The sequence below is a fragment of the Streptomyces sp. NPDC127108 genome, from assembly GCF_042677545.1.
Taxonomy (GTDB): Bacteria; Actinomycetota; Actinomycetes; order Streptomycetales; family Streptomycetaceae; genus Streptomyces.
On sequence record NZ_JBHXTE010000006.1, the window covers coordinates 181325 to 199854 of the forward strand.

Annotated in this window: 15 protein-coding genes and 1 tRNA gene; 10 read left to right on the forward strand and 6 right to left on the reverse strand. The window is 70.1% G+C overall.

Annotation, left to right across the window (positions count from 1 at the left end; genetic code table 11):
- Window positions 1–380: 380 nt before the first annotated feature.
- The 5 genes from ACFVHO_RS07305 to ACFVHO_RS07325 all read left to right on the forward strand — a co-directional run bounded on the left by ACFVHO_RS07305 (window position 381) and on the right by ACFVHO_RS07325 (window position 6150).
- Entirely contained in the window at window positions 381–1613 is a 1233-nt protein-coding gene (locus ACFVHO_RS07305) for a branched-chain amino acid ABC transporter substrate-binding protein (RefSeq protein WP_385711113.1), read from the forward strand.
- A 91-nt stretch (window positions 1614–1704) separates the two neighbouring features.
- Window positions 1705–2634 carry a branched-chain amino acid ABC transporter permease gene (locus tag ACFVHO_RS07310; protein ID WP_385711115.1) on the forward strand — a complete coding sequence of 310 codons (930 nt, stop codon included), beginning with the start codon at window positions 1705–1707 and terminating at the stop codon, window positions 2632–2634.
- A 5-nt stretch (window positions 2635–2639) separates the two neighbouring features.
- A complete protein-coding gene (locus tag ACFVHO_RS07315) occupies window positions 2640–4484 on the forward strand; it encodes a branched-chain amino acid ABC transporter permease (RefSeq protein WP_385711117.1) in 1845 nt (614 codons plus the stop codon).
- Between the two features lie 5 nt (window positions 4485–4489).
- Window positions 4490–5437: an ABC transporter ATP-binding protein gene (locus ACFVHO_RS07320; protein WP_385711118.1), complete on the forward strand. Its 948-nt coding sequence runs from the start codon at window positions 4490–4492 to the stop codon at window positions 5435–5437.
- Window positions 5434–6150 (forward strand): ABC transporter ATP-binding protein, encoded by a 717-nt coding sequence (locus ACFVHO_RS07325; protein ID WP_380851588.1) that lies wholly within the window; start codon window positions 5434–5436, stop codon window positions 6148–6150. The genes ACFVHO_RS07320 and ACFVHO_RS07325 overlap by 4 nt, the downstream gene beginning before the upstream one ends.
- Window positions 6151–6297: 147 nt before the next feature.
- On the opposite strand, the gene ACFVHO_RS07330 is transcribed toward ACFVHO_RS07325, so the two are convergent.
- The gene (locus ACFVHO_RS07330) at window positions 6298–6951 is read right to left on the reverse strand and encodes an ANTAR domain-containing response regulator (RefSeq protein ID WP_385711120.1); all 654 of its coding nucleotides are present in this window, start codon (window positions 6949–6951) and stop codon (window positions 6298–6300) included.
- 92 nt (window positions 6952–7043) lie between these two features.
- Between ACFVHO_RS07330 and ACFVHO_RS07335 the strand changes: the two genes are divergently transcribed.
- A tRNA-Leu gene (locus ACFVHO_RS07335) sits at window positions 7044–7126 on the forward strand.
- A gap of 86 nt (window positions 7127–7212) precedes the next feature.
- On the opposite strand, the gene pyk is transcribed toward ACFVHO_RS07335, so the two are convergent.
- Both pyk and ACFVHO_RS07345 read right to left on the reverse strand, forming a co-directional pair.
- Window positions 7213–8649 (reverse strand): pyruvate kinase, encoded by a 1437-nt coding sequence (gene pyk, locus ACFVHO_RS07340; protein ID WP_385711122.1) that lies wholly within the window; start codon window positions 8647–8649, stop codon window positions 7213–7215.
- A gap of 198 nt (window positions 8650–8847) precedes the next feature.
- Complete coding sequence (locus ACFVHO_RS07345; protein ID WP_385711124.1) at window positions 8848–9561, reverse strand: SIMPL domain-containing protein; 714 nt, start codon at window positions 9559–9561, stop codon at window positions 8848–8850.
- Between the two features lie 145 nt (window positions 9562–9706).
- Between ACFVHO_RS07345 and ACFVHO_RS07350 the strand changes: the two genes are divergently transcribed.
- On the forward strand, window positions 9707–11521 hold the full coding sequence (locus tag ACFVHO_RS07350) for a bifunctional metallophosphatase/5'-nucleotidase (protein ID WP_385711126.1): 1815 nt from the start codon (window positions 9707–9709) through the stop codon (window positions 11519–11521).
- A 17-nt stretch (window positions 11522–11538) separates the two neighbouring features.
- Window positions 11539–11958, forward strand: a complete 420-nt coding sequence (locus ACFVHO_RS07355) for a hypothetical protein (protein WP_385711128.1) — start codon at window positions 11539–11541, stop codon at window positions 11956–11958.
- On the opposite strand, the gene ACFVHO_RS07360 is transcribed toward ACFVHO_RS07355, so the two are convergent.
- The 3 genes from ACFVHO_RS07360 to ACFVHO_RS07370 form a co-directional block, all read right to left on the reverse strand.
- Window positions 11948–13399: a lysine N(6)-hydroxylase/L-ornithine N(5)-oxygenase family protein gene (locus ACFVHO_RS07360; protein ID WP_385711130.1), complete on the reverse strand. Its 1452-nt coding sequence runs from the start codon at window positions 13397–13399 to the stop codon at window positions 11948–11950. The two genes, ACFVHO_RS07355 and ACFVHO_RS07360, sit on opposite strands and share 11 nt — an antisense overlap.
- Window positions 13396–14787 carry a pyridoxal phosphate-dependent decarboxylase family protein gene (locus ACFVHO_RS07365; RefSeq protein ID WP_385711131.1) on the reverse strand — a complete coding sequence of 464 codons (1392 nt, stop codon included), beginning with the start codon at window positions 14785–14787 and terminating at the stop codon, window positions 13396–13398. Before ACFVHO_RS07365 ends, ACFVHO_RS07360 begins: the two co-directional genes overlap by 4 nt.
- Before the next feature lie 492 nt (window positions 14788–15279).
- Window positions 15280–17076, reverse strand: coding sequence for a beta-galactosidase family protein (locus ACFVHO_RS07370; protein WP_385711133.1), 1797 nt, complete (start codon window positions 17074–17076; stop codon window positions 15280–15282).
- 150 nt (window positions 17077–17226) lie between these two features.
- On the opposite strand from ACFVHO_RS07370, the gene ACFVHO_RS07375 reads away from it, so the two are divergent.
- A complete protein-coding gene (locus ACFVHO_RS07375; protein WP_385711135.1) occupies window positions 17227–18147 on the forward strand; it encodes a helix-turn-helix domain-containing protein in 921 nt (306 codons plus the stop codon).
- Between the two features lie 11 nt (window positions 18148–18158).
- Window positions 18159–18515 carry a chorismate mutase gene (locus ACFVHO_RS07380; RefSeq protein ID WP_385711137.1) on the forward strand — a complete coding sequence of 119 codons (357 nt, stop codon included), beginning with the start codon at window positions 18159–18161 and terminating at the stop codon, window positions 18513–18515.
- Window positions 18516–18530 lie beyond the last annotated feature (15 nt).

Consider the following 18530-nt stretch of genomic DNA (forward strand, 5'->3'; position numbering starts at 1 on the left):
CTCGCGACCCGCCGGAAGCACGCCACGCGACGCAAAAGATCATTTCCGGGCGTTCGGCTCCGCATACCCCCCGAACACGGCTGTCATGAGTGAAACCACTTAACGGTCCTGCTGGTTTCCGGGGGCGACATCTGCCGAAGCGTGCATATTCCGCCACAACCGACCCCTGCGTTCCAGCGCGGAATACTCCGTGTCATAACAAGAGCGTCACAGCCTTGGCTCGACCACTCCACCTGGATCAATTGCCCCCTTAGAGTCACGGCCAGTCACCGCGCCGCCGGGCGCGAACTGAATTGCACGGCCCGGTACCACCACCAGTACGGCCCGGCGATCTTCACGGCTCCTCCGCAGAGGGGACCGCGCCAGGGAAAGGACCCATCGTGCGAAACCGTTCCGCGCTCATCCTCACCACGGTGTTGACCACGGGGGCACTCACCCTCACCGCCTGCGGGTCGCGCGACAAGGACAAGGACTCCAGCGACAACGGCGGCGACAAGACCACCGTCACCATCGGCTTCGACGCCCCGCTGACCGGCGACCTCTCCGCGCTGGGCATCGGCATGCGCAACTCCGCCGAGCTCGCCGTCAAGACCGCCAACAAGGAGAACACGGTCGACGGCGTCAAGTTCGAGCTGGAGCCCCTCGACGACCAGGCCCAGCCCTCCGTCGGCGGCCAGAACGCGCAGAAGTTCATCAGCAACAAGGACGTCATCGGCGTCGTCGGCCCCCTGAACTCCAGCGTCTCCCAGTCGATGCAGAAGCCCTTCAACGACGCCAACCTCACCCAGATCTCGCCCGCCAACACCGGCACCGAGCTGACCCAGGGCGACGGCTGGAAGAAGGGCGACAAGAAGCGTCAGTTCAAGACCTTCTTCCGCACCGCCACCACCGACCAGGTCCAGGGCCAGTTCGCCGCCCAGTACCTGTTCCAGAAGGCGAAGATCAAGAAGGTCTATCTGATCGACGACCAGAAGACCTACGGCGCCGGCCTCGCCGCGTCCTTCAAGGACACCTTCACCGACCTCGGCGGCAAGATCGTCGGCTCCGACCACGTCAACCCCGAGGACCGCGACTTCAAGTCCGTCACCTCCAAGGTCAAGGGCACCGGCGCCCAAGCCGTCTACTACGGCGGCGAATACCCCGCCGCGGCCCCCCTCAGCCAGCAGCTCAAGGAATCCGGCGCCAAGATCCCGCTCATGGGCGGCGACGGCATGAAGAGCGACGAGTTCCCGAAGCTCAACAAGAAGGCCGAAGGCGACCTCGGCACCTCCGTCGGCGCCCCCGTCGAGGAACTCCCCTCCGCGAAGAAGTTCATCGCGGAATACAACAAGAACTACAAGGAAAACATGGAGACCTACGGTGGCGGCACCTACGACGCCACCTGGGCGATCATCGAAGCCGTGAAGCTCGCCGTCGACGAAAACGACGGAAAGCTCCCCTCCGACGCCCGCGAGAAGGTCCTCGCCAGCATGAGCAAGGTCAAGTTCGACGGCGTCACCGGCAGCGTCTCCTTCGACCAGTACGGCGACACCACGAACACGATGATGACCGCGTACGAGATCAAGAACAACAAGTGGGGATCGAAGTTCAGCGAGGCCTACAAGCCCCGGTAAATCCCACGCACACCCATTGACTCAAGACCGCGCGGGAAGCGCTACCAGCGCTCCCGCGCGGTGCCATATCCGAACCAACGGAGGCCCTGCGGTGAACGAACTGCCGCAACAGCTGGCCAATGGACTCATCCTCGGCGCGATGTACGGTCTCATCGCGATCGGCTACACGATGGTCTACGGAATCGTCCAGCTCATCAACTTCGCCCACGGCGAGATCTTCATGGTCGGGGGCTTCGGCGCCCTCACCGTCTTCCTGTGGCTCCCCGACGGATTCTCGCTGCTCGCCGCGATCCCACTCATGATCATCGGCGGCATCATCGTCTCCGTCGCCGTCGGCACCGCGGCGGAACGCTTCGCCTACCGCCCCCTGCGCGGCGCCCCACGCCTGGCACCCCTCATCACCGCCATCGGCCTGTCCATCCTGCTCCAGCAGGCCGTCTGGAAGTGGTACCCCGACGCCAAGAAGGACCGCACGTTCCCGCAGTTCAGCGGCGACCCCGTGCACATCTTCGGCGCCGACATCCAGCGCGGCGACTTCTTCCTCATCCTCGCCGCCCCGCTGTGCATGCTCGCCCTCGCGTACTACGTCAACAAGACCCGCACCGGCCGCGGCATGCAGGCCACCGCGCAGGACCCCGACACCGCCAAGCTCATGGGCATCAACACCGACCGCATCATCGTCATGGCCTTCGCCATCGGTGCCGCGTTCGCCGCCATCGCAGCCGTCGGCTACGGCCTGCACAACGGCCAGGTCGGCTTCAAAATGGGCTTCATCATGGGCCTCAAGGCCTTCACCGCAGCCGTGCTCGGCGGCATCGGCAACATCTACGGCGCCATGCTCGGCGGCATCGTCCTCGGCGTCGCCGAAGCCCTCGCCACCGGCTACATGGCCGACGTGCCCGGCATGGAACAGTTCGGCGGCGGCGCCTGGAAGGACGTGTGGGCCTTCGCCCTCCTCATCCTCGTCCTGCTCCTGAGGCCCCAAGGCCTACTCGGCGAACGCGTCGCGGATCGGGCGTGATACCCATGACCACCAACACCACCAAGAACTCCGGGAACCCGGGAGGCACGGGGAACACCGGCGGCACGGCCAAGACCCCCGCCGCCCTCCCCACCTCCACCCTCCCCATCCCCCCGCACATCGCCCGCATCGCCGTCTACGCCGGCTCCGCCGCGGCCCTCGTCGGCACCTTCCTCGCCTGGACGTGGACCACCGCCTTCCCCGGCGACCTCACCGTCACCGGCTACCCCGGCGGCCTCCAGGTCGTCACCCTCGTCGGCGCCGCCCTCACCCTGCTCTTCACCCTCTCCGGCCAGGGCATCCGCGGCCTCGGCTGGCTCACCCCCGGCGGCACCAACAGCCCCGTCGTCCTGCTCAGCCTCGGCGTCCTCGGCGCCACCGGCTACACCATGGGCGCCATCGCCGAACACCTCGGCGGCATCGTCAACCTCGAACCCGGCGCCTGGGTCTCCGGCATCGGCGCGCTCGTCGCCACCGTCGGCGCCCTCGGACTCCCCTCCGACCTGCCCGCCGACGAACCCCACCAGAGCCCCTGGGAACGGTTCCGCGCCAGCCTCAAGGCACCCGCGCCCAAGCGCGCCAAGACCCTGCCCGACTGGGTCGAGATCCTCATCATCGCCGTCGCGTTCGGCATCGGCCTCTACGTCTTCGCCTACGGCATCGAGGCCTACTCCGAACTCTTCATCGGCTTCCTCATCACCACCATCTTCGGCGCCACCGCGCTCAACCGGGCCGGACTCATCCCCCGGCTCAACACGCTCACCACCAAACACCGCAACGTCACCTTCACCGCCGCCATCGTCGCGGCGGCCATGTTCCCCTTCACCCAGAGCGACGCGAGCTACGCCCTCATCGGCGTCAACATCCTCATCTTCGCCACCGTCGCCCTCGGCCTGAACGTCGTCGTCGGCCTCGCCGGACTCCTCGACCTCGGATACGTCGCCTTCCTCGGCGTCGGCGCCTACACCGCCGCCCTCGTCTCCGGATCGCCCGCGTCCACCTTCGACGTCCACTTCCCCTTCTGGGCCGCCGTCCTCGCCGGCGCCGCCGCCTCGCTGATCTTCGGCGTCATCATCGGCGCCCCCACCCTGCGGCTGCGCGGCGACTACCTCGCCATCGTCACCCTGGGCTTCGGCGAGATCTTCCGCATCACCATGAACAACCTGAACGGCAGCGCGGGACCCGACCTCACCAACGGCGCCCAGGGCATCCCCAACATCCCCGACCTGGAGATCCTGGGCTGGAACCTCGGCGTCGAACACGAAGTCCTCGGCTTCACGCTCAGCAGGCCCGCCAACTACTACCTGCTGATGCTGTTCTTCACCGCCGTCGTCGTCCTGGTCTTCCGCCGCTCCGGGGAATCCCGCATCGGCCGCGCCTGGGTCGCCATCCGCGAGGACGAGACCGCCGCCACCGCCATGGGCATCAACGGCTTCCGCGTGAAGCTCATCGCCTTCGCCCTCGGCGCCACCCTCGCCGGCTTCGCCGGCACCGTGCAGGCACACGTCTCGTACAGCATCACCCCCGAGCAGTACCTCTTCGCCAACACCGTGCCGCCGAACTCCGCCTTCCTGCTCGCCGCCGTCATCCTCGGCGGCATGGGCACCATCAGCGGACCCCTCATCGGCGCGGCCCTGCTCTACCTCATCCCGGCCAAACTCCAGTTCCTCGAGGACTACCAGCTGCTGCTGTTCGGCCTCGCGCTCATCCTGCTCATGCGCTTCAGGCCCGAAGGCCTCGTCGCCAACAAGCGCGCACAGCTCGAGTTCCACGAGACCGACCAACTCGACGTACCCGACCAGCAGAAACTGCCCGAAGGAACCGTCGGCGCCAGCAAGGCGGGGGCGTGACCACCATGACCACCACAACCACCACGACCGTCCTCGAAGCCAGCGGCGTCACCATGCGCTTCGGCGGCCTCACCGCCGTGCGCTCCGTCGACCTCACCGTCAACAGCGGCGAGATCGTCGGCCTCATCGGACCCAACGGCGCCGGCAAGACCACCTTCTTCAACTGCCTCACCGGTCTGTACGTCCCCACCGAGGGCAAGGTCTCGTACAAGGGCACCGTGCTGCCCGCCAAACCCCACCTCGTCACCGACGCCGGCATCGCCCGCACCTTCCAGAACATCCGGCTCTTCGCCAACATGACCGTCCTGGAGAACGTCCTCGTCGGACGCCACACCAGGACCAAGGAAGGCCTCTGGTCGGCGCTGCTCCGCGGCCCCGGATTCAAGAAGGCCGAAGCCGCCTCGCACGCGAGGGCGATGGAACTCCTTGAATTCATCGGCCTCGCCCACAAGGCCGACCACCTCTCCCGCAACCTCCCCTACGGCGAACAGCGCAAGCTGGAGATCGCCCGCGCACTCGCCAGCGAACCCGGACTGCTCCTCCTCGACGAACCCACCGCGGGCATGAACCCGCAGGAGACCCGGGCCGCCGAGGAACTCGTCTTCGCCATCCGCGACCAGGGCATCGCCGTCCTCGTCATCGAGCACGACATGCGGTTCATCTTCAACCTCTGCGACCGCGTCGCCGTCCTCGTCCAGGGCGAGAAACTCGTCGAAGGCACCTCCGAAGTCGTCCAGGCCGACGAACGCGTCGTCGCCGCCTACCTCGGCACCCCCTTCGAAGGCGCCCCCGGCGCCGCCGAAGTCGCCGAAGTCGAGGCGGCCGAGGCGGAAGCCGAAGCGGCGGCCGCGCCCAGCGACTCGCCCAGCGATGAACCGGGCGCCGCGCCGGGCACCACCGGTACCGACAACTCCGGTACCCGCACCACCGGTTCGGAAGGAAAGAGCCTGTGACCACACTGCTCGAGGTCGAGGACCTCAGGGTCGCCTACGGCAAGATCGAAGCCGTCAAGGGCATCTCCTTCAGCGTCGAAGCCGGGCAGGTCGTCACCCTCATCGGCACCAACGGCGCCGGCAAGACCACCACCCTGCGCACCCTCTCCGGCCTCCTCAAACCACTCGCCGGAAAGATCATGTTCGACGGGCAGCCGCTCAACGGCATCCCCGCCCACAAGATCGTCGCGCTCGGCCTCGCCCACTCACCCGAAGGCCGGCACATCTTCCCCCGGCTCACCATCACCGAGAACCTCCAACTCGGCGCCTACCTCCGCGACGACAAGGCAGGCATCGAGAAGGACATCCAACGCGCCTACGACCTCTTCCCCATCCTCGGAGAACGCCGCAAGCAAGCCGCGGGCACCCTCTCCGGCGGCGAACAGCAGATGCTCGCCATGGGGCGCGCCCTGATGTCCCGGCCCAAGCTCCTCATGCTCGACGAACCCTCCATGGGGCTCTCGCCGATCATGATGCAGAAGATCATGCAGACCATCAGCGAACTCAAGGCCCAGGGCACCACCATCCTGCTCGTCGAGCAGAACGCCCAGGCCGCGCTGTCCCTCGCGGACCACGGTCACGTGATGGAGGTCGGCAACATCGTCCTGTCCGGAACGGGCCAGGACCTCCTGCACGACGAGTCGGTCCGCAAGGCGTACCTGGGTGAGGACTAGTCCCACCCCGGGGGCCCCGTAAGGGGCGCGGGGAACTGCGCGCCCAGCCCCCACAGGCCGACAGCCAAAGGAGCGACGAAGAGGGCGGTCACCCCGACACCGGGGTGACCGCCCTCTTCACCGCTCAAGGCCCAGGGGCCAGAAGCCTCAGCCCTTTGCCGCCTTCTTCTCCTCCGCGTCCTCGATGACCGCCTCCGCGACCTGCTGCATCGACAGGCGGCGGTCCATCGACGTCTTCTGGATCCAGCGGAACGCGGCGGGCTCCGTCAGGCCGTACTCCGTCTGGAGGATCGACTTCGCGCGGTCGACCAGCTTGCGGGTCTCCAGACGCTGGGTGAGGTCCGCGACCTCCTGCTCCAGGGCCTTCAGCTCCGTGAAGCGGGACACCGCCATCTCGATGGCGGGCACCACGTCGCTCTTGCTGAACGGCTTCACCAGGTACGCCATGGCGCCGGCGTCGCGGGCCCGCTCGACCAGGTCGCGCTGCGAGAACGCGGTGAGCATCAGCACCGGGGCGATGGACTCCTCGGCGATCTTCTCCGCCGCGGAGATCCCGTCGAGGACGGGCATCTTCACGTCCAGGATGACGAGGTCCGGCTTGTGCTCACGGGCCAGCTCGATGGCCTTCTCACCGTCACCGGCCTCACCGACGACGGTGTAGCCCTCCTCCTCCAGCATCTCTTTGAGGTCGAGCCGGATGAGGGCCTCGTCCTCGGCGATGACGACACGGGTCGTCAGCGGCGGAACGTGCGACTGGTCGTCGGACACGTCGGCGGGCTCGGGCGACTCGGGGGTGGTCACGGGGGCTCCTCGTTCATGGCAGGTGCACTGCCTCGTCAGGGTACCTAGCTGCGACGCCGCACGGAGACCCGGTATGCTTCGCGAGGTGTCTGGCCGGGTTGGTGGAACGGTATACACGGAGGTCTCAAACACCTCTGCCTGAGAGGGCTTGCGGGTTCGAATCCCGCACCCGGCACCGAAACAGAAGCGGATGTTCACGATCTCGTGAACATCCGCTTTTTGCTACACGGTGCCACGATCAGTGGCACAGAGTGGTCGAACTCACTGCGGGCTGTCGTCCTCGCCGATGCGGTGGATGCGGACCAGGTTGGTGGAGCCCGCGACGCCGGGGGGCGAGCCGGCGGTGATGACGACGATGTCGCCCTTCTGGCAGCGGCCGATCTTCAGGAGCTGCTCGTCGACCTGCTGGACCATCGCGTCGGTGGACTCGACGTGCGGGCCGAGGAAGGTCTCCACGCCCCAGGTGAGGTTGAGCTGGGAGCGGGTGGCGGTGACGGGGGTGAAGGCGAGCAGGGGGATGGGTGAGCGGTAGCGGGAGAGGCGGCGGACGGTGTCGCCGGACTGGGTGAAGGCGACGAGGAACTTGGCGCCGAGGAAGTCGCCCATCTCGGCGGCGGCGCGGGCGACGGCGCCGCCCTGGGTGCGGGGCTTGCTGCGCTCGGTGAGGGGCGGCAGGCCCTTGGCGAGGATGTCCTCCTCGGCGGCCTCGACGATGCGGCCCATGGTGCGGACCGTCTCGATGGGGTACTTCCCGACGCTGGTCTCGCCGGAGAGCATCACGGCGTCGGTGCCGTCGATGACGGCGTTGGCGACGTCGGAGGCCTCGGCGCGGGTGGGCCGGGAGTTGTCGATCATCGAGTCGAGCATCTGCGTCGCGACGATCACCGGCTTGGCGTTGCGCTTGGCCAGCTTGATGGCGCGCTTCTGGACGATCGGGACCTGCTCCAGGGGCATTTCGACGCCGAGGTCGCCGCGGGCGACCATGATGCCGTCGAAGGCGGCGACGATGTCGTCGATGTTGTCGACGGCCTGGGGCTTCTCGACCTTGGCGATGACGGGGAGGCGTCGGCTCTCCTCGTCCATGATGCGGTGGACGTCCTCGATGTCGCGTCCGCTGCGGACGAAGGACAGGGCGATGACGTCGAAGCCGGTGTTGAGGGCCCAGCGGAGGTCGGCCTCGTCCTTGTCGGAGAGCGCGGGGACGGAGACGGCGACGCCGGGGAGGTTGAGGCCCTTGTGGTCGGAGACCATGCCGCCTTCGATGACGGTGGTGGTGACGCGGGGGCCTTCGACGGCGGTGACCTCGAGGGTCACCTTGCCGTCGTCGACGAGGATGCGCTCGCCGGGGGTGACGTCGTCGGCGAGACCGGCGTAGGTGGTGCCGCAGAGCTGGCGGTCACCCTGGGTGTCGGGTTCGACGGTGATGGTGAACTCGTCGCCGCGTTCGAGCAGTACGGGCCCCTCGTGGAAGCGGCCGAGGCGAATCTTCGGGCCTTGAAGGTCGGCGAGGACGCCGACGCTGCGGCCGAGCTCGTCGGCGGCCTTGCGCACGCGCTGGTAACGCTCCTCGTGGTCGGCGTAGGTGCCGTGGCTGAGGTTGAAGCGTGCCACGTCCATTCCGGCCTCGACCAGGGCCTTGATCTGGTCGTAGGAGTCGGTGGCGGGTCCCAGGGTGCAAACGATTTTCGCTCGGCGCATGCGTCGAGCCTAGGCCTTACTGACGGGTAGAGGTTTGGTCGCACATGACTACTCAACGTCCTTTGCGTGAAAGGGTCTTGACAAGTGTTGAAGTGTGCGGGCGCTCGCTCTGATGAGCGCGTTCAGAGGTCAACGGGGCGTCGTGGGGTCACAGTTGCGATGGTTGCGGTTGCTCAGCGTGGCCGAATGCCGTGCTGTTCAGAGGCGCGGCGGGTTCATGGTGAAGCGCGCGTTGACCTGGGCGTAGACGGACTGGCGCTGGGGTTCGAGGTCGAGGGGGGCGGCGGCTTCGGGGGCGGCGCCGTAGGCGGCGCGGGCCATGCCGGGGGCGGCGGGGCCGCCGCCGAACGGCGGGTAGGGGGCGTTGTCGGCGCCGATGTCGGCGATCTCGACGAGGGCGGCGAGGCCGGTGCCGAGGGCGTCGGCGTATTCGCGGGCGCGCTGGACGGCCTCCTTGACCGCTTCCTGGCGGGCGCGGCGGTGGGCGGGCGAGTCGGGGCGCAGGGACCACCAGGGGCCGTTGACGTGGGTGAGGTCCAAGTCGGCGATGCGGGTGGTGAGTTCCCCGAGGGCGGTGAAGTCGCTGAGCTCGGCGGTGATGTGGACGCGGCCGTGGTAGGTGCGGACGCGTTCGCCCTTGCCGCGTTTGGTGAGTTCGGGGGTGACGGAGAAGGAGCCGGTCTCGACGCGTTCGACGGCCTCGCCGTAGGTCTTGACGAGGTCGATGACGGTGGCGTTGCGGCGGGTGAGGTCGGCGAGGGCGTCGCGGCGGTCGGTGCCGCGGGCGCTGACGGTGATGCCGATGCGGGCGATCTCGGGGTCGACTTCGAGGTGGGCTTCGCCGCGGACGGCGAGGCGGGGGGCCTCGGGGGTGCCGTAGGGGACGCTCTGCTGGGGCTCGTCGGTGGTCATGGGCCCACTCTCGCACCGGTGGCGGGTACCGGACAGTCATCGGATCGAAACCTGGCGGGTCTGTCGCGAGCTGGTCGGGCGGGTCAGAATCTACGCGCGTTACCCCTGTTCGCCGATGTCGTACGACATGTTGGAGGAAGCCGAGATGCCACTGAACCGCCGGAAGTTTTTGGGTCGGTCCGCCGCGACGGGTGCGGGGGTGGCGCTCGCGGGTGCGGTGACGGCCCCGGCGGCCGACGCGGCCGTGGCGCCGGACGCGGCCCGTCCGGGCAAGCGGCCTCGGCGTTACTCGTTCACGGTGATGGGCACGACCGACCTGCACGGGAATGTCTTCAACTGGGACTACTTCACGGACAAGGAGTTCGACGACAAGGACCACAACGACGTGGGCCTGGCGAAGATCTCCACGCTGGTGAACCAGGTCCGCAAGGAGAAGGGCCGCCGCAACACCCTCCTCATCGACGCGGGTGACACGATCCAGGGCACCCAGCTGTCGTACTACTACGCGAAGGTCGACCCGATCACGGCCGCGCGGGGTCCGGTGCATCCGATGGCGCAGGCGATGAACGCGATCGGCTATGACGCGGCGGCGCTCGGCAATCACGAGTTCAACTACGGCATTCCGGTGCTGCGGAAGTTCGAGGAGCAGTGCGACTTCCCGCTGCTCGGCGCGAACGCGCTGGACGCGAAGACGCAGCGGCCCGCGTTCGCTCCGTACAGCATGCACCGCCTTCGCACACCGCACGGCCGTGATGTGCGGGTCGCGGTGCTCGGTCTGACGAATCCGGGAATCGCGATCTGGGACAAGGCGAACGTCCAGGGGAAGATGACGTTCCCCGGTCTTGAGGAGCAGGCGGCGAAGTGGGTGCCGCGGCTGCGTTCGATGGGCGCGGACGTGGTGATCGTGTCGGCGCATTCGGGGTCGAGCGGCACGTCGTCGTACGGGGACCAGTTGCCGTACATCGAGAACGCGGCGGCGTTGGTGGCGGAGCAGGTGCCGGGGATCGACGCGATTCTGGTGGGGCACGCGCACACGGAGATTCCCGAGTATCTGGTGGAGAACAAGAAGACGGGCAAGAAGGTGGTGCTGTCCGAGCCGTTGAAGTGGGGGCAGCGCCTCACGCTGTTCGACTTCGACGTGGAGTGGTCGAAGGGCCGCTGGCGGGTGGTGAAGGCGGGCGCGAAGGTCCTGAACTCCAACACGGCGGCGGAGGACCGGCGGATCACGCGGCTGCTCGGGGACGAGCACAAGAAGGTCGTGGCGTACGTGAACCAGGTCATCGGCACCTCGAAGGAGGCGATGAGCACGGCCGAGGGCCCGTACAAGGACGTCGCGATCATCGACCTGATCAGCCATGTGCAGGCGGAGACGGTGAAGGCGGCGCTCGCGGGCGGCGCGTATGCGAAGCTGCCGGTCCTCTCCCAGGCCTCCTGCTTCTCGCGCACGGCGAAGATCCCGGCGGGCGAGGTGACGATCCGGGACGCGGCGGGTCTGTATCCGTTCGAGAACACCCTCGAAGCGCGGGTGATCACGGGTGCGCAGTTGAAGGACTATCTGGAGTTCTCGGCGCGCTATTACGTGCGGACGGCGGCGGGCGCGCCGGTGGATCCGGCGAAGCTGACGAACGCGGACAGCATTCCGGACTACAACTACGACGCGCTGTACGGAGTGACGTACGACATCGACATCGCGCAGTCGGCGGGGTCCCGGATCACGAAGCTGCAATTCGAAGGGAAGGACCTCGACCCGAAGGCGGAATTCGTCCTCGCGGTGAACAACTATCGGGCGAGCGGCGGCGGTAATTTCCCGCACGTGGCGGCGGCGAAGCAGGTGTGGGCGAATTCCGACGAGATCCGCAACACGATCATTTCCTGGGTGAAGGCGAAGGGGACCGTGGATCCGGCGGAGTTCGCGGCGGTGGGCTGGCGGCTGACCCGCGAGGGCACGCCGGTGTTCTGAGGTCTAGCCTCGGTCGTATGAACGAGGAACTGGCCGTGGCGCTGGCCGTCGTGGAGCGCGATCTGAAGGCGACGTGCGCGGTGCGGCCGATCGTCCGTGAGGAGTTGGACTTCGACGACGAACCGCTGGTCGTGCTCTACGAGGCCGACGGCTCGGGGGTGGGGGTCTCGGTGCCGGAGGGCGCGGACCCCGCCGAGCAGGTGGCGAGTCTCGCGGAGCAGGTGAAGGACTGGGCGGTGGAGGCGCTGGCCGCGCAGTTGCTGCCCGCGACGTGGCCGGAGTGCCCGGACCATCCGGCGTCGCATCCGCTGGACGCGTCGGTGACCGGGGGTGCGGCCGTGTGGTCGTGCCCCCGGTCGCGGCGGGTGGTGGCGCCGGTGGGCGCGCTCAGGGAGCTGGGCGTGCCGAAGGTGCGGCGGCGCGGCGTCAGTTCTTGAGGCGTACGAGGTTGGGGTGGGCGGTGGCGGCGCCCCGGTCCGGGGTGCGGGGGCGGGGGTCGGCGAGGCCGAAGCTGGTGAAGGCGGTGCGGTCCGGCAGCGGGTAGGGGTTCTTGCCGGTGAGGGTGTTGAGGATGGTGGCGCTGCGCCAGGCGGCGAGGCCGAGGTCGGGGGCGCCGACGCCGTGGGTGTGGCGTTCGGCGTTCTGGACGTAGATGTTGCTGCCGGTGCCGGTGACGGAGGGGTCGAGGACCAGGCGGTACTGCTCGTCGATGCGGGGGCGCTCGGAGGAGTCGCGGCGCATGTAGGGGTCGAGTCCGGCGAGGAGCTGGTCGAGGGGGCGTTCCTTGTAGCCGGTGGCGAGGATGACGGCGTCGGTGGTGATGCGGGAGCGGCTGCCCTGTTCGAGGTGTTCCAGGTGGAGTTCGACGCGGGTGGCTCCGACGCGTCCGGCGGTGCGGACGGCGACGCCGGGCGTGAGGACGGCGTCGGGCCAGCCGCCGTGCAGGGAGCGTTGGTACAGCTCGTCGTGGATGGCGGCGATGGTGTCGGCGTCGATGCCCTTGTGGAGCTGCCACTGGCCGGGGACGAGTCGGTCGCGGACGGGTTCGGGCAGGGCGTGGAAGTAGCGGGTGTAGTCGGGGGTGAAGTGTTCCAGGCCGAGCTTGGAGTACTCCATGGGGGCGAAGGCGGGGGTGCGGGCCAGCCAGTGGAGTCGTTCGGCGCCGGGCGGGCGGTGCCGGAGCAGGTCGAGGAAGACTTCGGCGCCGGACTGTCCCGAGCCGATGACGGTGATGTGTTCGGCGGCGAGGAAGCGGTCGCGGTGCAGCAGGTAGTCGGCGGCGTGGACGACCGGGACGGTGGGGGCGTCGGCGAGGGGCCGCAGGGGTTCGGGTACGTAGGGGGCGGTGCCGACGCCGATGGCGATGTTGCGGGCGTGGGTGCGGCCGAGGGCCTCGGCTTCGCCTTCGGCGTCGAGCTGGGTGAAGTCGACCTCGAAGAGGCCGCGTTCGGGGTTCCAGCGGACGGCGTCGATCTGGTGGCCGAAGTGGAGCGCGGGCAGGTTCTCGCTGACCCAGCGGCAGTAGGCGTCGTACTCGGCGCGCTGGATGTGGAAGCGCTCGGCGAAGTAGAAGGGGAAGAGGCGTTCGCGGGCGCGCAGGTAGCTGAGGAACGACCAGGGGTTCGCGGGGTCGGCGAGGGTCACCAGGTCGGCGAGGAAGGGAACTTGGAGGGTGGCGCCGTCGATGAGGAGGCCGGGGTGCCAGTGGAAGGAGGGCCGCTGTTCGTAGAAGGCGGTGTCGAGGCCGTCCAGGGGCTGGGCGAGGGCGGCGAGGGACAGGTTGAACGGGCCGATGCCGATGCCGACCAGGTCGCGGGGTGCGGTGGGGCCGACGGGCGCCTGGGGCGGCCGGGCGGGCTGTTCGGGCGTCGCCGTCATCGGGGAGTGGTTCCTTCCACGAGCGTGAGCAGGGCCGCGAGGTCTTCGGTGCGGGTGTGCGGGTTGAGCAGCGTCACTTTGAGCCAGCGGCGGCCGTCGAGCTGGGCGCGGCCGAGGACGGCGGTGCCGTCGCCCAGGAGTTTCCTCCGTACGTGGGCGATGTGGTCGTCGTCGGCGTCGGTGGGCCGGAACAGGACGGTGCTGATGGCCGGTTTGTCGTACAGCTCGAAGCCGGGGTGGTCGGCGACGAGGTCGGCGAACTCCCTTGCATGGTCGCAGACCTGGTCGACCAGGTCACCGAGTCCCGTGCGGCCCAGGGCCTTGAGGGTGACGGCGATCTTCAGGGCGTCGGGGCGGCGGGTGGTGCGCAGGGAGCGGCCGAGGAGGTCGGGCAGTCCGGCTTCGGTGTCGTCGTCGGCGTTGAGGTAGTCGGCGCGGTGGCCGAGGACGGCGGTGTCGGCGGGGTCGCGGACGGTGAGGAGTCCGGCTGCCGCCGGTTGCCAGCCGAGTTTGTGCAGGTCGAGGGCGACGCTGTCGGCGCGGTCGAGGCCGTGGAGCCTGGTCCTGCGGGTGTCGCTGAAGAGCAGGCCCGCGCCGTAGGCGGCGTCGACGTGCAGCCGGGCGCCGTGGCCCGCGCACAGGTCGGCGATGTCCGTGAGCGGGTCGATGAGGCCGGCGTCAGTGGTGCCCGCGGTGGCGGCGACGAGGAAGTGGCCGCGCCTGCCCGGGAGTTCGCTGAGGGCCTCGTCGAGGGCGGCCGGGTCCAGTACGCCGGCGGGCGCGGGCACGGTGACGGGCTCGGGCAGGCCGAGGAGCCAGGCGGCGCGGCGCAGCGAGTGGTGGGCGTTGGCGCCGACGAGGAGGTGCAGGGGGTGGCCGTGGGCGGCGGCCCGTTCGCGGGCCAGGAGCAGGGCGAGTTGGTTGGACTCGGTGCCGCCGGTCGTGACGAGGGCGTCGCCGCCCTCGCCGTGGACCTCGGTGGCGATCGCCTCGGTGAGGAGTGCTTCGAGGGCGGACGCGGCGGGGGCCTGGTCCCAGGAGTCCATGGACGGGTTCAGGGCGGACGCGGCGAGGTCCGCGGCCACCGCGAGGGCCAGGGGTGGGCAGTGCAGGTGTGCCGCGCACAGGGGGTCCGCGGGGTCCGCCGCGCCCTCGCCGACCGCGCCCACGATCGCGCGCAGCGCCTCTTCCCCGCCCGTGCCCCGCTCCGGCAGCAGGTCGCCCGCCGCCTCCCTGACCCTGGCCGCCACGGCGTCCGGGCCGCCGGGCGGCAGGGGGCCGCCGCGGGCCTCCGCGCCCGCCGCCAGCGCGTCGAGGACCGTCGCGAGCAGTGGCCGCAGGGCGGCGGGGCCCTGGGGGCCTCCGGCGAGGGGCGGGGGGCTGCTCATGGCTGTCCTCCGGGTGTGCGGGTGGGGTCACCAGCCTGTACGGACGGTGGACGGCATGCCCGGAAAGCCCGACGATCGAAACCCGAAAGGGGGATTGGGGGGTGGGGAGTTTGCCGGTGGGGTGGGGTGGGTGTTAGGGCCTCGCGGTGCGCCCCAGTCCCGCCCCTTCCCGAAACCGGGGCTGCGCCCCTGGACCCCGGGGGTGCGTGTTCCCTTCGGGTGGGACGGTCCGCCCCCGATCGGCGCTTCGCGCCTCGTCCTCAAACGCCGGACGGGCTGAAAACTTCCCCGGGGCAGGCCGGAGAGGCGCTGCGGCGTAGGCTCGTTTCGGGGCTGATGGTGCCGGGCTGTTGGGCTGATGGTGCAGGTTCGGGCGGGTGGGTGGGAGAGAGCCCGTCCGGCGTTTGAGGACGAGCCGCGGAGCGGCGATACGGGGTCCGGGGCGGAGCCCCGGGTTCGGAGAAGGGGTGGGACCGGGGCGCCCCGCGCAGGTCAGCCCAGCCGCACCACTCCCTCCCCCACCTCCCCCTCGACCTCGAGCACCCACACCTCGTTGGCTCCCTCCCGCAGCACGGGCCCGGGCACGTACAGGGCGAGCTGCGGCCCGACGTTCCAGTAGCGGCCGAGGCAGAAGCCGTTGATCCAGGCGAAGCCGCGCCCCCAGCCGGGGAGTTCGAGGGCGGCGTCGCCGGGGCCGCGCACGTCGAGGACGCCGCGGTAGAGCCCGGGCGGACCCGCGGGCGCGACGTCGGCGGGCAGGGCGCGTACCGCGTCGGCGTCGTCGAAGGCGCCGAGGGGCAGCCCCACGGCCCGCACCCCGTGCACGTACTGCCGTTCGTGCAGGACACCTCCGGTGATGCCCTTGGTCTCGCCGAGGCGGGGCCCGTAGTTGACGCGGCCGAGGGACTCGGTCCAGAGGGTCACGCGGGCGGGGCCGGGGACGGGTTCGGGGAGGGTGGGGGTCTCCTCGGTGAGGACTCCGGCCCGGGTTCCGTCGATGTGCACGACGGCGCGGTCGCGCAGGCCGCGCACGCCGAGGGGGTAGGGCTGCCGGGGCCCGGGCAGGTCGAGGGTGTAGCGGACCAGGCCCCGGTCGACGCCGAGCTGCTCGAAGGTGGGCGGCACGGCGTGTTCGGTCTCGGGGGTGCCGAGGTGGTCGGCGACGGTGTCGAGGGGCACGGGGTCGGTGAGGCGGGCCGTGGCGGGGGCGGTGAGGGTGGCGGGGGGCGGGGGCAGGTCGGGCAGGGGGTCCTCCGCGTAGGCGGCGAGGATCTCGCGGAAGAGCCAGAACTTCTCGGTGGGGCGGCCGCGTTCGTCGATGGGGGCGTCGTAGTCGTAGGACGTGACGTCGGGCTGGAGGCGGCCGTCGTGGAGGGTGCCGCCGGCCCGGTTGGCGCCCGCCCGGCCGGCGAAGTTGGTGCCGCCGTGGGCCATGTAGAGGTTGACGGAGGCGCCGAGGTCGAGGATGTCGCGGAGGGCGGCCGCGGCGTCGGCGGGGTCGCGCAGGACGGGTTCGGCGCCCCAGTGGTCGAACCAGCCGCACCAGAACTCCATGCACATCAGGGGGCCCTTGGGGCGGTGGCGGCGGAGGGTGGCGAAGCCGTCGCGGGCGGCGGAGCCGAAGTTCACGGTGGCGAGGACGCCGGGGACGCTGCCGCCGGTGAGCATGTGGTCCTCGGGGCCGTCGGAGGTGCACAGTTCCGCGGTGACGCCGTGGGTGCGAAGCAGGTCGGTGAGGCGGCGCAGATAGACCTGGTCGGAGCCGTAGCTGCCGTACTCGTTCTCGACCTGCACCAGGATGACGGGCCCGCCGCGGTCGTGTTGACGGGACACGACCTGGGGCAGCAGCCGGGCGAACCAGCGCTCGACGTGCGCGAGGTAGGTCTCGTCGCGGGTGCGGACGCGGCCGCCGACCTCGGCGGTCAGCCAGTGCGGCAGGCCGCCGTTGTCCCATTCGGCGCAGATGTAGGGGCCGGGGCGGACGATCGCCCACAGGCCCGCGGCGTGGGCGGCGTCGAGGAAGCGGCCGAGGGCCGTGATGTCGTGGAGCTCGCCGGGGCGTGGCTCGTGCAGGTTCCAGGGGACGTACGTCTCGACGCAGTTGAGGCCCATGGCCCGCAGCATCGCGAGCCGGTGCCCCCACTGGTCCTCGTGGACGCGGAAGTAGTGCAGCGCGCCCGAGAGCAGCCGCACCGGCCTTCCGTCCAGTTCGAAGTCGTCCGCGCCCACCCGGAAGCTGTCGCCGCGCGTGCCGGTGCCGTCGTCTGCCACGTGGTGGCTGGCGTCCATCGTGTCCCTCCCGATCACTACTGCGGCCACGATTGCCTCTGGCGGGCGGCACGGTCCATGGACAAAGATCGAGCCGGGTTGGACGCAGCGATCCGGTGACGGCGGGTGCGCCGGGCGCGCCGGGCGCGGGGACGAGAGGGGCAGCAGCGGATGTACCACACCTGGATGCGGTATTTCACGCCGAGCCCGGTCCATCACCGCCTCGGCCTGGTGTGTCTGGGCGTGGGCCTGCAGCACGGCACGCTGCCCGCCGTGGGGCCCCGCACCCTGGACCACCACGTGGCCCTGGTGATCAGTTCGGGCAGCGGCTGGTTCCGGGCGCCGGACGGGCGCCGCAGACCGGTCACGGCGCCCGCGTTGATCTGGCTGTCGCCGGGCGTCGCGCACCACTACGGCGCCGATCCGGAGACGGGCTGGGACGAGTGCTTCGTGGACTTCACGGGGCCCGCCACGACGACGTACACCGAGCTGGGCTACATCGAGCCGGACCGGCCGGTGGTGCCGCTCGCCGACCCGGACGGACCGCGCGGCGTCGTCGGGCGCATCGCCCGCGCCGCGCGCCGCGGCAATCCGCTGCTCGAGGTCGAGACGAGCGCCGCCGTCCACGAGCTGCTCGTGGCGCTGCGCCGGGCCCGGGCCGACATCGCGCCGGACGGGGACCCGGTGCTTCAGTCCCTGGCCAGGGACGCGTTCAAGGCCCTTTCGGTGACCGAGCACGCGGCCCGGCACGGCATGACGCCCGCGGAGCTGCGGACGGCGGTGCGCCGGGGGGCGGGGTGCAGTCCCAAGGACTATCTCCTCGGCATCCGGCTCGGCCGCGCCAAGGAGCTGCTCGCGGCGACGGAGCTGCCGGTGGCGGCGGTGGCCCGGCGGGTGGGCTACGACGATCCGGCGTACTTCTCGCGGCTGTTCACGCGTCGTGTCGGTACGGCGCCGGTGCGCTTCCGGGAGCAGCAGGGGCGGGCGGTGCCGGGTGGCTGGTCGCAGCAGGTGCCGGATCCGGAGCGGCCGCCGACGCTCACGTCCTTCGACGGCACGGCCGCTTCGGGGGGCGCGGGTGCGGGCACGTAGGCTCGGCTGCCATGACCACACGCCACACCAGTGACGACAGCGGCACGGCCGGGACGGGTGCGGGGGACGGGGTGGACCCCGCGGTGCGCGCGGAGCTGTCCCGGCTGCGCGACAGCATCGACAACATCGACGCGGCCGTAGTCCACATGCTCGCCGAGCGCTTCAAGTGCACCCAGCAGGTCGGCCATCTCAAGGCCAACCACCAGCTGCCGCCCGCCGACCCGGCGCGGGAGGCCCGGCAGATCGCGCGGCTGCGGGAGCTGGCGGAGAACGCCAAGCTGGATCCGGCGTTCGCCGAGAAGTTCCTGAACTTCATCATCGCGGAGGTCATCCGCCATCACGAGAGCATCGCGGACGGCGCCCGCTGAGGTTCCCTCCGCGCC

What these genes read in the sequence shown, in the direction of transcription:
- pyk (WP_385711122.1), bottom strand. Translation starts at nt 8,649, where the DNA reads ATGCGCCGAGCGAAAATCGTTTGCACCCTGGGACCCGCCACCGACTCC.
- ACFVHO_RS07345 (WP_385711124.1), bottom strand. Translation starts at nt 9,561, where the DNA reads ATGACCACCGACGAGCCCCAGCAGAGCGTCCCCTACGGCACCCCCGAG.
- ACFVHO_RS07380 (WP_385711137.1), top strand. Translation starts at nt 18,159, where the DNA reads ATGACCACACGCCACACCAGTGACGACAGCGGCACGGCCGGGACGGGT.
- ACFVHO_RS07355 (WP_385711128.1), top strand. Translation starts at nt 11,539, where the DNA reads ATGAACGAGGAACTGGCCGTGGCGCTGGCCGTCGTGGAGCGCGATCTG.
- ACFVHO_RS07365 (WP_385711131.1), bottom strand. Translation starts at nt 14,787, where the DNA reads ATGAGCAGCCCCCCGCCCCTCGCCGGAGGCCCCCAGGGCCCCGCCGCC.
- ACFVHO_RS07320 (WP_385711118.1), top strand. Translation starts at nt 4,490, where the DNA reads ATGACCACCACAACCACCACGACCGTCCTCGAAGCCAGCGGCGTCACC.
- ACFVHO_RS07315 (WP_385711117.1), top strand. Translation starts at nt 2,640, where the DNA reads ATGACCACCAACACCACCAAGAACTCCGGGAACCCGGGAGGCACGGGG.
- ACFVHO_RS07360 (WP_385711130.1), bottom strand. Translation starts at nt 13,399, where the DNA reads ATGACGGCGACGCCCGAACAGCCCGCCCGGCCGCCCCAGGCGCCCGTC.
- ACFVHO_RS07375 (WP_385711135.1), top strand. Translation starts at nt 17,227, where the DNA reads ATGTACCACACCTGGATGCGGTATTTCACGCCGAGCCCGGTCCATCAC.
- ACFVHO_RS07370 (WP_385711133.1), bottom strand. Translation starts at nt 17,076, where the DNA reads ATGGACGCCAGCCACCACGTGGCAGACGACGGCACCGGCACGCGCGGC.
- ACFVHO_RS07350 (WP_385711126.1), top strand. Translation starts at nt 9,707, where the DNA reads ATGCCACTGAACCGCCGGAAGTTTTTGGGTCGGTCCGCCGCGACGGGT.